Here is a 12,863-nt window from a genome sequence, read left to right on the forward strand (position 1 = left end):
CCCGATGAAGGACGAGGTTCGCGATTTCGTCATCGCGCAACTGCAGGACATGAACTACGACGTCGAGGGGATCGACGACGACACCACGCTCGGCCCGGCCGGGGTCGATCTCGAGTCGCTCGCGCTGGCCGACCTGTCGGTCCGGGTCGAGGACAAGTACGGCGTCCGGTTCTCCGACGACGAGTCCGAGCAGTTGGCGTTGATGACGGTCGGCGAGTTCACCACCGAGGTGGCCGGCCGGGTCGCACAGCAGGTCTGATGACCACCCAGCCCCCGCCCGGGCGGGTAGAGATCATCGACTGGCTGGCCGGCCTCGGGCAGCGCCCACCAGGTACCGAGCGGATCGACTCGATGGAGCTGGCCTGGCTGGTCCATCAGGTCGAGCAGCGGTACGGCGTGGAGCTGCCGGACGAACAGCTCGAGCGGATGACCACGATCGACGCAGCGGTCGCCGTACTGGCTGAGGTGCTGGCCAGTCATGTCTGACCGCCGCCCGGTCGCCGTGACCGGACTCTCCATCCTGACTGCCCTCGGACGTGGTCCCGAGGCGCAGCTCTCCGGCGTGCCTGCGTTTACCGAGGTGCAGCGGTTCGACACCAGCGCGCTGCGAGTCCGGTACGCCGCTCTGGCCGCTGAGACGGGGACTCTGGACGAGGAGCTGGATCTGGCGATCGCTACGGCGTGCATGCAGGCCGGTGTGGATCGCAGTACGACGCCGTTGCTGCTGGCGATGCACAGTGCGCCGGCCTGCGACTTCGGTCAGGCTCGCGTCTATACAAGTGCCTGTGTGTCTGGCAGTACGGCGTTGGCCGACGCGGCGGCGTTGATCAGCAGCGGGCGGGCGGACCGGATCGTCGTTGCGGGCGCGTATCTGGTGGAGCCGTATCAGTTCGCACTGTTCGATGCGGGACGCGCACTGGCCTCCGACAACGTGGTGCGGCCGTTTAGCACTGAGCGTCGGGGGACTCTGCTTGGTGACGGGGTTGCGGCCGTCGTACTCGAGGCTGGTGCCGGTCTTGCTCGGCTGGCCGGTTGGGGGCGTGCTGGCGATGCCCACCACCCCTGTCAGCCCGCACCGGATGGACGTGGGCTCGCTGTTGCGCTGCGACGGGCGTTGGAGCGCGCGGGGGTGTCTCCGGAGGACGTCGGTTATGTGAACGCCAATGCGACGGGGACGCTCTTCAGCGACCAGGCCGAGGCGGCTGCGCTCGGTGCGGTGTTTCGGAGCAGTCCGCCGGTGAGCTCTACCAAGGGACTGCATGGGCATGCGCTGGAGGCTTCCGGGGTCGTCGAGTTCGTGGTGATGGTGCAGGCGCTGCTGGACGGGAAGCTGCCGGTCAACGCGGGGTTTCTGGGGAGTGATCCGCGGTGTCCGGTCGACGTGATCCTGGATGCGCCGCGGAGTGTGCAGACGCAGGTCGGGGTTTCGGTGAACTCGGCGTTCGGGGGCGCCAACACGGCTTTGGTGGTGACGGTGTGATCGAGGTCCATGACTTGGTGGTACTCGCCGAGGCGCGCTGGCCCGAGCCGGGCGACGGGGTGCCGCCGGGGATCCCGGGGTTTGTCGAGTCGGCCTTCAACCCGTTGGCAGCCGCCGCAGCCGAGAGGTGCCTGGAGCGGGCAGGCCGGGCTGCGGGGGTGACCGGGGTTGTGGTGGTGACGGCGGGGGATCGGGTGAGTGCGACGGCTGTGCGGGAGTTGGTTGCGCAGGGCAAGCGGGTGGGGCCGTTGTTCTTCTTCCAGTCGGTGCCGAACAGCATCGCGGGCTGGATCGCGGCGAAGTGGGACCTGCGGGGGCCGGTGGTGTGTGTGACCGACGGCGGGTTCGACGAGGCCGCGTTGCTGATCGGCGACGGAGACGCCGATCGGGTGCTGATCGTGCAGGTTGCGGCGGACGAGGCGTCCGCGCAGATCGTGAGTGGGGGAGAGCCAGGATGAAGCAGGTTGCAGGGTGGCGGGCGCGGTTGGCGGCGGATCCGGGGATCGGGACTGGGAATGTGCTGGCGACGGTGATTGCTCAGGGCGCCGATCTGGATGGGCCGGGGCTGACGTTCGACACGGCTGTTGATCAGTTCGCGGCTGAGCACCCGATGACCTTGGGTGAGCTCGATGAGCGGGTCCAGGCTCGTACGGCGTGGTTGCACGAGCACGGGATCGGGCGGCGGGACGTGGTCGCGGTCTGGGCGACTGAGGCGCAGGACGTCGTACTGAGCTTTCTGGCGCTGACCCGGGTTGGGGCGATTCCGGCGCTGCTGAACGGCAAGATGGCGCCGGCGATCGCGGACGAATACATCCGGCGGCTGCGGGTGACCGCCGTACTGGCTGACGCGGGGCACCGGGCGTTGCTGGAAGCCGAGGTGCTCGCGGAGCCGCGGGAGCTGGGGACGGGTGATCCGGCGAAGGCGCCTGAGCACTACCGGCATCACCGGGACGACCCGGTGGTGATCACGCACACCAGCGGGACGACCGGCGTACCGAAGGCTGTTCTGCATACGCACACGACGTTGTACGCCGCCCTTAAGCACCTGCTGACGATGCCGCAGGCGCAGGGGACGGATCGGATTCTGAACGCGCTGCCGATTCCGCATACGGCGACGGTGCTGATGGTCAACCAGGTGCTGGGGAACCGCGCGGAGATGCTGCTGGTGTCTAGCCAGGATGCGGGTGGGGTGCTGCGGCACATCGAGCGGTGGAAGCCCCATGCGGTGTACGGGTTCGCGGTGACGTGGTCCGAGTTGGCTCGGGAGGATCTGTCGCGGTACGAGCTGGATTCGGTGCGGATGTGGTTCAACACGGGGGACTGTGCGCATGAGCCGCACATCCGGAAGCTGGTCGCGGTCGGCAGCCGGGAGACGGTGACGCGGGATGGTCGGGTGACTGTGCCGGGGTCGCACTTCATTGACGGGCTGGGCTCCAGCGAGATGGGGCACAACGGGTTCCACATCACGCACACGGTCTCGTCCGAGCACTACGGGCGGTGCATCGGGAAGCCGTACGAGTTCGCCTCGGCGGCCGTGTTGAGTTCGGCGGGGGAGGAGTTGCCGCCGGGGAAGGCGGGGATCCTCGGGTTCCGTTCGCCGACGGTGTCGCCGGGGTATTGGAACGACTCGGTCAACACTTATCGCTTCCGACTAAACGGTTGGTTCGTTACCGGGGACCTGGTCTATCGGGACGAGACCGGTCACTACTTCCACCTGGACCGCATCCCTGACGCGGTGGCCGGGTTCGACGGACCGCAGCTCTACACGTCGCTGTCCGAGGAACGCATCCTCGCTGCGCTCCCGGAGGTCGTCGACTGCACGGTCGTGATCGTGGCGGAGGGCGGGCAGTACGCCGCCGACGTCCTCCTCGAGCTCACCCCGGATGCCCCCGAGGTCGATCGCACGGACGCCGTCCGCGAGGCCGTAGGCGAGGAGGTCGCCGCCATCCTCCGCCGCGTCACGGTCGTCGGCGCCGACGACGTCCCCCTCACCGTCACCGGCAAAGTCCGCAAGGTCGCATTACGCGAGGCCCGCTCATGAGTACGCCGGACGCCGTGGCTGGCGCCGCCTCGGATGCGGCCGACCACGCCGCGGGGGCTGAGACCGCTCCGGCCGGAGTGACGATCACGGGGATCGGGATGCTGACCCCCGTGGGTCGGGGTCCGGCGGAGGTGTTTGCCTCGCTTCTGCAGGGACGGTCCGGGATTGTGGCGCCGCCTGAGGATCATCCGATCGCGGGGTCGATCGAGTTGGCGGGGATTCTGCCGGAGTTTGATGCTGGGGCGATTGCGGCGGGGCCGGACGGGAAGGTGATGGATCGGACCGTTGTACTCGCGCAACTGGTGGCTGAGGAGGCGTTGGCTGATGCGGGGCTCAGCGTGGGGGAGAACGTTGCTGCGGAGCGCATTGGCGTGATTGTGGGTGGGGTCGGGGGGATGGCGACTCTTGAGCGGCAGGTGCTTGCGAGGGCGGAGCGGGGGAAGGTTGCTGTTAGCCCCTATCTGCTGACGGGGATCTTGCCGAACATGCCGGCCGCGAGGGTGGCGATCCGGTTCGGGATGCGGGGGTATACGTCGGCGGTGGGGACGGCTTGTGCTTCCGGGGCGCAGGCGATTGCGGATGCTGTGCGGCTCATTCGGGCCGGCGAGGCGGACGTCGTACTGTGTGGGGCCAGTGAGGCGCCGTTGTTTCCGACGTTTGCGGAGACGTTTGCCAATGCGCGGGCGCTCGCACGAGGTTGGGACGACCCGACGGAGGCTAGCCGGCCGTTTGACCTGCGGCGTAACGGGTTTGTGTTGAGTGAAGGTGCTGCACTGCTCGTGCTCGAGAGTACGGCGCATGCGGCCGCGCGAGGTGCGAGCGGGTACGCCGATGTTGCGGGGTACGGCGTCAACTCGGACGCGCATCACCCGACTGCTCCGCGACCGGATGGGACCGGGGCGGCCGCCTGCATGCGGATGGCGATGAAGAACGTGAGGCCGGAGCAGGTCGGTTACGTCAATGCGCACGGGACGAGCACCAAGCTCGGCGATGTCGCGGAGTCCGTCGCGATCGGGCTTGCCTTCGGCAACCACCTGCCGGCGGTCAGTTCCACGAAAGCGTTGACCGGACACATGCTCGGCACCTCCGGCGTGGTCGAGGCGGCCGCGGCCGCGCTGGCGATCAACACCGGCCTGGCACCGCCGACGTATCACCTCGACGACCCTGATCCGGCCTGCCCGCTGGATCACATCCGCAAGGAACCACGGGCGATCCCGCTCGAGTACGCCGTCTCGAACTCGTTCGGGTTCGGCGGCCAGAACGTGAGCCTGCTCCTCGGCAAGGCGAGCACGCCGAAGCAGCGACAGCTATCAAGTGAGGAGAAGGCGTAGATGGAGATTTACGGGATCGACCACGTGGAGATGTACGTGGGCGACGCTCGTCAGGCGGCGTTCTACCTGGGGCATGCGTTCGGGCTGCACGTGCATGGTCAGGGCGGGCCGGAGACCGGGCTGCCGGATCAGCGGTCGCTGCTGCTGCGCGAGGACGCCGTACAGCTCGTGTTGACGACCGGTCTGGTGGCCGACCACCCGGCCGCGGCGTACGTGCAGCGGCATGGGGACGGCGTGGCGATCGTGGCGATGGAGGTCGACGACGCCACGGCGGCGTACCGCGAACTGACGTCGCGTGGGGCCCAAGGTCTCAAGGAACCCGAGCGATTCGAGGTCGGCGAGTCGGTCGTGACAACAGCTGAAGTGGCCGGGTTCGGGGACGTGATCCACCGACTGGTGGAGCGGCATGGGCCGCGGCGGGAGTTCTTGCCGGGGCGGATCCAGTTGACCGCGCCGAGCGGCGTACCGGACGAGAAGCTGTTCAGCGAGATCGACCACTTGGCGATCTGTGTACCGTCCGGTGAGCTCGAGCCGACTGCCAAGTTCTACGAGGACGTGTTCGGCTTCCCGCGGATCTTCGAGGAGTACATCGAGGTCGCGGGGCAGGGGATGGACTCGAAGGTGGTGCAGAGCCCGTCGAAGCACGTGACGTTCACGCTGATCGAACCGGATCTGAGTCGCCGGCCCGGTCAGATCAACGACTTCCTGACCTGGCACGCGGGCGCCGGCGTACAGCACATCGCCTTGCGGACCACCAACATCGTCGAAGCGGTCAGCACGCTCTCCGATCGCGGCGTGAACTTCCTCGGCACACCATCGACGTACTACGACGCGCTGGCCGAGCGGGTCGGTGAGGTCGAGACGCCGATCGAGGAGCTGCAGCAGCGCGGCATCCTCGTCGATCGCGACCACTGGGGTCAGCTGTTGCAGATCTTCACCGAGTCGATGCACGTGCGGCGCACGCTCTTCCTGGAGATCATCGAGCGGCGTGGGGCGATGACGTTCGGCAGCGGAAACATCAAGGCTCTGTACGAAGCCAAGGAGCGGGAGCTGGCTCATGACGCTTGAGTTCAAACTGTCAGAGGAGGAGATCGAACTTCTCCCGACCGACGAAGACGTTGCTTTCTACAACGAACACGGCTGGTACCTCTCGAAGAAGCTGCTCACCGACGACGAGACCGACGAGCTCGTCAACGCGAGCGAGCGGTACTACGCCGGTGAGCGGGACCGGACCCTCCCGGCGGCCCCGCCCAAACTGGCGTACTGGGATCCCACCAAGGGCAATGTCCAGCGCCACAACGACTACGTGCACTTCGAGCACGGCGGGCTGGCGAAGATCCTCCGCAAGCCGTTGATCGGTGCGGTCGCGGCGCGGCTCGCGCAGACGCACGAGATCCGGATCTTCCAGTCCACGCTGATCTACAAGCCGCCGATCGAGGGCGAACCGTCGAACATCGTGCCCTGGCACTTCGACAAGCACTACTGGTCGTCTTCGGCGTCGGACCGGATGCTGACCGCGTTCATCCCGTTCCACGACTGCCCGCCGGAGATGGGCACGATCACGATGGTCGACGGCAGTCACCGCTGGAAGGAGATCGGCTCCGACGACACGGTCGTCCGCCACTTCGCCGAGCGGGACCGCTCGCAGCTCGACCAGATGCTGGCCGAGAACGCGTCGTACAACGGGGCCGAAGTGGTCAAGTTACCGATCACGATTCCGCGCGGCCACATGAACTTCCACCACTGCCGCACGTATCACGGCAGCGGTGCGAACATCAGCGACCGCCCACGCCGGGCGATCTCGCTGCACCTGCAGGACGGGGACAACCGCTACCGCGAGTTCCCGCTGTCCGACGGCACCACGGCGGCGTACAACCACGACGTCCTGGTACGGCGGACCTCCGACGGGCGGCCGGATTACGCCGATCCCGAGTACTGCCCGACGCTCTGGGCCGATCGCTAAAGGAGTTTCATCATGTCCCGTTACGACTGGGGTCAGACGCACCCCGGGATCGAGCAGCTGGAGAAGGCCGTTTCGGAGGCCCGCGACAAGGTCGTCCAGCACGCGCTCTACGCCATCCTCGACACCCACGAGGCGCTGGTCACGTTCATGGAGCACCACGTGTTCGCGGTCTGGGATTTCATGTCCCTGCTGAAATCGCTGCAGCGCGAACTCACCTGTGTGACGGTGCCGTGGATCCCGACCGAGCACCGCAGCAGCCGCCGGCTGATCAACGACATCGTGATGGTCGAGGAGAGCGACGAGCTCGGTGGTACCGATGGTAAGCCGGCGTTCATCAGTCACTTCGAACTGTACGTCGACGGCATGCACGAGGCCGGCGCCGACACCAGCGCGATCGACAAGCTGATCGAACTGCTGAGCAGTGGCGCTCCGGTCGTCGAGTCGCTGGCAGCGGCCGGCGTACCGCAGGCGTCGATCGATTTCGCCGGAACCACCTGGGGCATCATCGAGAACGCGCCGGTGCACTGCCAGGCGGCCGCGTTCGCGTTCGGCCGGGAGGACCTGATCCCGGACATGTTCACCCAGGTGGTCGCGGTGAACGAGCGCTCCAACAAGCTCAACACATTCGTCGACTACCTCGAGCGGCACATCGAGGTGGACGGGGAGTTCCACACCCCGATGGCGATGCAGATGGTCGCCGACCTGTGCGGTGACGACCAGGCCAAGTGGGACGCCTGCGCGGACACCATCAACACCGCACTCGCTGCCCGCGCCCGGCTCTGGGACGCGATCACCGCCGCTGTTGTCACGAGTGTGCCGGCCTGACCCATGACCACTAACGATCTTTACCGGACCGTCCGGCTGATCCGCAGATTCGAGGAACGGGCGATCGAGTTCGTGCGGTCCGGGGAGATCGTCGGAGGTATCCACCCGTACGTCGGCCAGGAAGCGATCGCGGCCGGGGTATGCGCAGCGCTCGGTCCAGATGACGTGATCACCAGTACGCACCGCGGTCACGGGCATGTGCTCGCCCGCGGTGCGAACCCGGCCCGGTTGATGGCCGAGCTGATGGGCCGGGAATCCGGGCTGAACAAGGGCCGGGGCGGTTCGATGCATGCGGCCGATTTCAGCCTCGGCATCCTCGGTGCGAACGCGATCGTCGGCGCGGCCGGTTCGATCGCGACCGGAGCCGCGTGGGCTTTGCGGCAGCAGGGCCGGGATTCGGTCGCCGCCACGTTCTTCGGGGACGGCGCGATGAACGAAGGCATGCTGCTGGAGGCCTTCAACCTGGCCGCGCTCTGGCAGGTACCGGTGGTGTTCGTCTGCGAGAACAACGGCTACGCGACCACGATGCCGGTCGCGTCCGCGGTCGCCGGGAGCATCACCGCCCGGGCCCAGGCTTTCGGGATGCCGGCCTTCACGATCGACGGGCAGGATCCGGAGAAGGTGCTGGAGGCAACCAGTACGGCGGTCGCACGGGCGCGGGCCGGGAAGGGCCCGACGTTCCTGGAGTGCCTCACCTATCGGTTCGACGCACACCACACATTCGAGCACCGTGCCCGCCTCACCTATCGCTCGGCCGAAGAGATCACGACTGGGCGTTCGCGGTGTCCAGTGGAGATCCAGGGCGCACGGCTGACGGCCGCGGATCGGGCGGCCGTCGACGCCGAGGTCGAGTCCCTTCTGGAGGCGGCGGCGGGGATCGCTTTGGGCAGCGCCCACCCAGACCCCGCCGCCGCACTCTCGTACCTGTACGCCGGGGGGATCTGAATGCCGAAGCTGTCGTTTTTGAAGGCACTCAATCGGGCGCTGGCCGACGAGCTGGAGCGGGACCCGGCCGTCTTCCTGCTCGGCGAGGACATCCGCGCCGCCGCGTCCAACGTGACGGCCGGTCTGCATGCGCGGTTCGGCTCAGCTCGTGTGCTCGATACTCCTCTATCCGAGCAGGCGTTCACGAACTTCGCCACCGGCGCGGCGCTGGCCGGGATGCGGCCGGTGATCGAGTTCCAGATCCCCTCACTGCTCTTCCTGGTCTTCGAACAGATCGCGAACCAGGCGCACAAGTTCTCGCTGATGACCGGCGGACAGTGCAAGGTCCCGGTCACGTACGTCGTCCCCGGGTCGGGCTCGCGGACCGGGTGGGCCGGCCAGCACTCGGATCATCCGTACTCGCTCTTCGCGCACGTCGGCGTGAAGACCGTGGTCCCGGCCACCCCGGCTGACGCCTACGGCCTGCTGGTCACGGCGATCCGCGATGACGATCCGGTCGTCGTGTTCGCTCCTTCGGCGGCGCTCGGCGTACGCGACGATCTGGATTTTGGGGCGCTCGCGCCGGTTCCGTTGGGTGTTGGCCGCGTCGCTCGCGCCGGTGATGACGTCACGGTGGTTGCCCTCGGCCACCTTCTGTACGACGCGCTCGCAGTCGCCGATGAATTGGCCGGGCAGGGGATCTCGGTCGAGGTCTTCGATCCGCGGACGGTCTATCCGCTGGATGTTGCCGGACTGATCGCTTCGGTGCAGAAAACTCAGCGGCTCCTGGTCATCGACGACTCGAACCGGACCAGTGGTTTCGCGGCCGAGGTGCTCGCGGTGGTTTCCGAGAACTGCACCCTGATCGCACCGCCGCGCCGGGTGACCCGCCCCGACGGGGCCGTGCTCCCGTTCGCCCTCGCTCTGGACCGAGCTGTCCAACCCGGCCGCCAGGACTTGACCGCCGCCCTGCATGACGTCCTGCAGAGCTCCTCACGCCACGCCCGGGAGACCCGATGACCGATCTGTGGAACACGTTGCCCGAGGCAACCCGTACGGCGCTGCTCGCCCGTGGCGCCGATTCTTGGCGGACCGTGTACGACGGCGTGGCTACCCACAACAAGCAGTGGCGCCCGCTCCGGCCGCCGATCATGGCGGCCTCGGTATACGACGACTTCACCGCGATCTCCGCGACGGTCTCGCGACTGATCCTGACCGCCTGTCGGCAGCGGGCGACGACGGCGGGTGAACTGCGGGAGGCACTCGGAATGCCGGTCGGCGCGATCGACCTGCTCGACGAGGACCTGCCGCTGACCGAGGACCTGCTCGGCGGTGTCCGGGCAGACATCCTGCTCGCGGACGGAACGCCGTACATGGTCGAGGCCAATATCGACAGCGCCCTCGGCGGTGCCCACGATTCCGACGGGATCGCGGCTCGCTTCCTTGCGGCGTACGTCGGTGATCCGGTGCTGGATGCGGTCGGGTTGACCGCACCACCGTCGGCGGTGGACGCGCGGTACGAGGCGGTGCGGTCGGCGTTGTCGCTGTCCGGGACGGACCGGTTGGCGATGGTGTTCACTACGGGCGGCACCTATCCGGGTTCGCAGGACGGGCTCGCGATGATCAAGCTGCTGGAGGGCTTCAGCGAGCGCGGTCGGCAGTTGGGGCTCGACATGCGCGTGTACCCGGTCGAGTGGCTGACCCTCGACGACACCGGCCGGCTGTGCGTCGACGACGGCCCGATCGACGCCGTACTGCGGATGTTCGTCCCGCAAGGCACCAAGCCGAGCGCCGGTCTGGATGCACTCGGGACGGCCGTGCAGACGGGTGCGATCCGCATCTTCACCCCGACTGCGAGCTGGTTGCTGGCCAGCAAATCGATCTTCGCGTGGCTGTGGGACGACCTCGACACCCTCGATCCGGCCGACGCCGACGTCGTACGCCGCCACGTCCCCCGAACTCAGGTGTTGTCGCCCGCCCTTCGTGCGCAGGCGATTGCCGATCAGCACGAGCTCGTCCTGAAACCGTCTGGTTCCTATGGCGGTGTCGGCGTGGTCGTAGGCCCCGAGGTGTCGGCTGACGAATGGCAGCACGCGGTCGACCAGGCGCTGGCGGAGACCGGGTACATCCTGCAGAAGTACGTCCCCGTCGACCGGCTCACCATGCAGTTCGTCGACATGGAAACCGGCGCGGTGGAGGAGTCGGATGTCCCCTTCTGCCTAGCCCCCTACCTCTTCGGCGGCACCCCCGCCGGCGCCTACCTCCGCTTCGCCGTCCCCGGCGCCGGCCCCGTAGTCAACGTAGCCCAAGGAGCCCTAACCAGCGGCCTACTCCTGCTGCCCTGAAACCACGGTCGCTTGGGTTCGCTGGCATGCGGCCGGGGACCTACGGCGCTGGTTGCTCACCGCTGCGGCCGGCTTACAGAGGAGGAGTGGCGGGGCCGCCTGTGGCTGGGCTGCTTGGCGAGGTAGGCGATCGCGTGCCCGTCGCCTGGGTCTGACGGGCTGTGGCTGGGGCAGTCAGGTGCGGTCAGCAGTTGGGTGCGGCTTGCTGGGGTTGAAGGGCCGGGGAGCCCACCGGCTCCGGCGGTCGCCCCAGCGGCCGAGGCGAGCCAGCTCACGTGGGCGTGAACACCGCGCCGGGCCCTTGAACAGGTTATGCCCTGTCCCAGCCCACCATTTCCTGTTCAAGCCCCCACCAACCGCCCACCTCAGGACGGAAACGGCAGATCCACGGAGTCCTACTGCCACCCATTGGCAGTAGCACTCCGATGATCGACCAAACCCGACCCCGCCGCCCATCTGTCGCCGCAACTCAAGCCCGTCAGCCACTTGAATGGCACCCCCTGCTTTGACCGCAACCCAAGCCCGTCAGCCGCTTGAATGGCACCCCTGCTTCGACCGCAACCCAAGCCCGTCAGCCATCGGCGGCGGGCACGTGGTCGCGGGCTCGCCATCTCGCTCAGCCACCCGCCCGGCCCAGCCACACCTCCTGTGTAAGCCGGCCGCAGCGGCGAGTGCCCGGCACCCGCGATGCCGGCCGCATGGCAGCGCACCTCAGCCACGCGCCGCCGTACCCCAAAATCTATGAGACGACAGCCGCTCGCACAGCCGGGATGATGCCGAGGGCGACGATGGTGGCGGTTAGGGCGAAGGCGAGGGGGTAGCCGGTGCCGGCGACGACGGCGCCGAAGGCGATCGCGCCGAGCCCCCAGCCGCCGTCGTACGCGAGGTTCCAGAGGGCGCTGACTTGGGCGTAGCGGGAGGCCGGGGCTCGGTTGTACATGAGGGTTAGCGTGAGGTTTTGCGCAGCGCCGAAGCCGATGCCGAAGAGGGTTGAGCCGGTGAGTACGGCGATCGGGGTGTCGATCAGGATGAGGCCGGCGGCGCCTAGGGCGGAGAGGGTGAGGGCGGCGGGGAGCAGGCGGGCCGGGCCGACGCGGTCGCCGTAGCGGCCGGCGAGCCAGCGGGCGCCGGGGGTGGCGATGGCTTGGAGGAGCAAAGCAGTCGCGGCCAGGGAATGGTTGCCGGCGGCAAGGGGGAGGAAGGTGACGCTGATGCCTGCGGCGAGGGTGACGGCGGCGAAGACGAAGGACGGCATCAGCAGGCCGCTGCCGCGCAGGCCGCCTAGGACCTTGACGTGGGTCTCCTCAGCGCTGGTCCGGCTGGGGATGCCGCTCGCCAACACCAACGGAACCAGAGCGGCCACCGCGGCGATCACGAACAGTGCGTTGAAGCCGATCACATTCGTCAGGTAGACCCCGACCGGCAGGCCAGCCACCGCTGGTACGCCGACAACCACGCCGTACAGGCCGAGTGCTTCACCGCGTCGATGGGCTGGCGCCAGTTCGGCGATCAGGGCGACCGCGGCGACTACGTTGATGGCCAGGCCGGCGCCACGGATGACGCAGACCAGTACGACGATCGGCAGCGAGGACGTGGTGAGCAGCACCAGCGCGGGCGCGCCCATCAGGATCAGGCCGAGGCCGAGTACGACGCGGTATCCCCAGCGGGCCAGCATCCGGGGGACGAGCAGTTCGACGGCAACTGCGGAGAGCATCATCGCGCCGGTTGCGAGGCCGGGGCCGATGGCGGCCGAACCGTGTGCAGCGAGGTAGAGCGGGATCACCGAGGTCAGCAGGTACATGCTGAGTCCGGACCCAGTCGCCATCATCAGCAGGCGGATGAACCGCGCACCGAGCAGTCGCTGGGTAGGCTCCACGGGGACATCGCAGATCGTCATACCGATCACGCTAGAACCAGAGCGGTCTCCATCGCAGATCCAGTTTGAAAAGCGCTG

Annotated in this window: 13 protein-coding genes; 12 read left to right on the plus strand and 1 reads right to left on the minus strand. The window is 67.8% G+C overall.

What is annotated here, in order from left to right:
- Window positions 1-4 precede the first annotated feature (4 nt).
- Genes ABD231_RS02550 through ABD231_RS02605 form a run of 12 tightly spaced genes read left to right on the plus strand, consistent with a single transcriptional unit; the run spans window position 5 to window position 10,909 of the window.
- Complete coding sequence (locus ABD231_RS02550; RefSeq protein ID WP_344144695.1) at window positions 5-259, plus strand: acyl carrier protein; 255 nt, start codon at window positions 5-7, stop codon at window positions 257-259.
- Window positions 259-486, plus strand: coding sequence for an acyl carrier protein (locus ABD231_RS02555; RefSeq protein WP_344144697.1), 228 nt, complete (start codon window positions 259-261; stop codon window positions 484-486). The genes ABD231_RS02550 and ABD231_RS02555 overlap by 1 nt, the downstream gene beginning before the upstream one ends.
- Entirely contained in the window at window positions 479-1,480 is a 1,002-nt protein-coding gene (locus ABD231_RS02560) for a beta-ketoacyl-[acyl-carrier-protein] synthase family protein (protein WP_344144699.1), read from the plus strand. The genes ABD231_RS02555 and ABD231_RS02560 overlap by 8 nt, the downstream gene beginning before the upstream one ends.
- Window positions 1,477-1,938, plus strand: a complete 462-nt coding sequence (locus ABD231_RS02565) for a beta-ketoacyl synthase N-terminal-like domain-containing protein (protein WP_344144701.1) — start codon at window positions 1,477-1,479, stop codon at window positions 1,936-1,938. Before ABD231_RS02560 ends, ABD231_RS02565 begins: the two co-directional genes overlap by 4 nt.
- The gene (locus ABD231_RS02570) at window positions 1,935-3,521 is read left to right on the plus strand and encodes a class I adenylate-forming enzyme family protein (protein WP_344144703.1); all 1,587 of its coding nucleotides are present in this window, start codon (window positions 1,935-1,937) and stop codon (window positions 3,519-3,521) included. Before ABD231_RS02565 ends, ABD231_RS02570 begins: the two co-directional genes overlap by 4 nt.
- Window positions 3,518-4,852 (plus strand): beta-ketoacyl-[acyl-carrier-protein] synthase family protein, encoded by a 1,335-nt coding sequence (locus tag ABD231_RS02575; RefSeq protein WP_344144705.1) that lies wholly within the window; start codon window positions 3,518-3,520, stop codon window positions 4,850-4,852. The genes ABD231_RS02570 and ABD231_RS02575 overlap by 4 nt, the downstream gene beginning before the upstream one ends.
- The gene (gene hppD / locus ABD231_RS02580; RefSeq protein ID WP_344144707.1) at window positions 4,853-5,920 is read left to right on the plus strand and encodes a 4-hydroxyphenylpyruvate dioxygenase; all 1,068 of its coding nucleotides are present in this window, start codon (window positions 4,853-4,855) and stop codon (window positions 5,918-5,920) included.
- Complete coding sequence (locus tag ABD231_RS02585) at window positions 5,910-6,815, plus strand: phytanoyl-CoA dioxygenase family protein (protein ID WP_344144709.1); 906 nt, start codon at window positions 5,910-5,912, stop codon at window positions 6,813-6,815. The genes hppD and ABD231_RS02585 overlap by 11 nt, the downstream gene beginning before the upstream one ends.
- A 12-nt stretch (window positions 6,816-6,827) precedes the next feature.
- On the plus strand, window positions 6,828-7,640 hold the full coding sequence (locus ABD231_RS02590; RefSeq protein ID WP_344144711.1) for a DUF3050 domain-containing protein: 813 nt from the start codon (window positions 6,828-6,830) through the stop codon (window positions 7,638-7,640).
- Window positions 7,641-7,643: 3 nt separating this feature from the next.
- Window positions 7,644-8,585: a thiamine pyrophosphate-dependent dehydrogenase E1 component subunit alpha gene (locus tag ABD231_RS02595; RefSeq protein ID WP_344144713.1), complete on the plus strand. Its 942-nt coding sequence runs from the start codon at window positions 7,644-7,646 to the stop codon at window positions 8,583-8,585.
- The gene (locus ABD231_RS02600; protein WP_344144714.1) at window positions 8,586-9,584 is read left to right on the plus strand and encodes an alpha-ketoacid dehydrogenase subunit beta; all 999 of its coding nucleotides are present in this window, start codon (window positions 8,586-8,588) and stop codon (window positions 9,582-9,584) included.
- The gene (locus tag ABD231_RS02605; protein ID WP_344144715.1) at window positions 9,581-10,909 is read left to right on the plus strand and encodes an ATP-grasp domain-containing protein; all 1,329 of its coding nucleotides are present in this window, start codon (window positions 9,581-9,583) and stop codon (window positions 10,907-10,909) included. Before ABD231_RS02600 ends, ABD231_RS02605 begins: the two co-directional genes overlap by 4 nt.
- Window positions 10,910-11,648: 739 nt before the next feature.
- Here the strand turns inward: ABD231_RS02605 and ABD231_RS02610 are convergent.
- A complete protein-coding gene (locus ABD231_RS02610; RefSeq protein WP_344144716.1) occupies window positions 11,649-12,806 on the minus strand; it encodes an MFS transporter in 1,158 nt (385 codons plus the stop codon).
- Window positions 12,807-12,863: the final 57 nt, after the last annotated feature.

The sequence above is a fragment of the Kribbella yunnanensis genome, from assembly GCF_039529655.1.
GTDB lineage: Bacteria > Actinomycetota > Actinomycetes > Propionibacteriales > Kribbellaceae > Kribbella > Kribbella yunnanensis.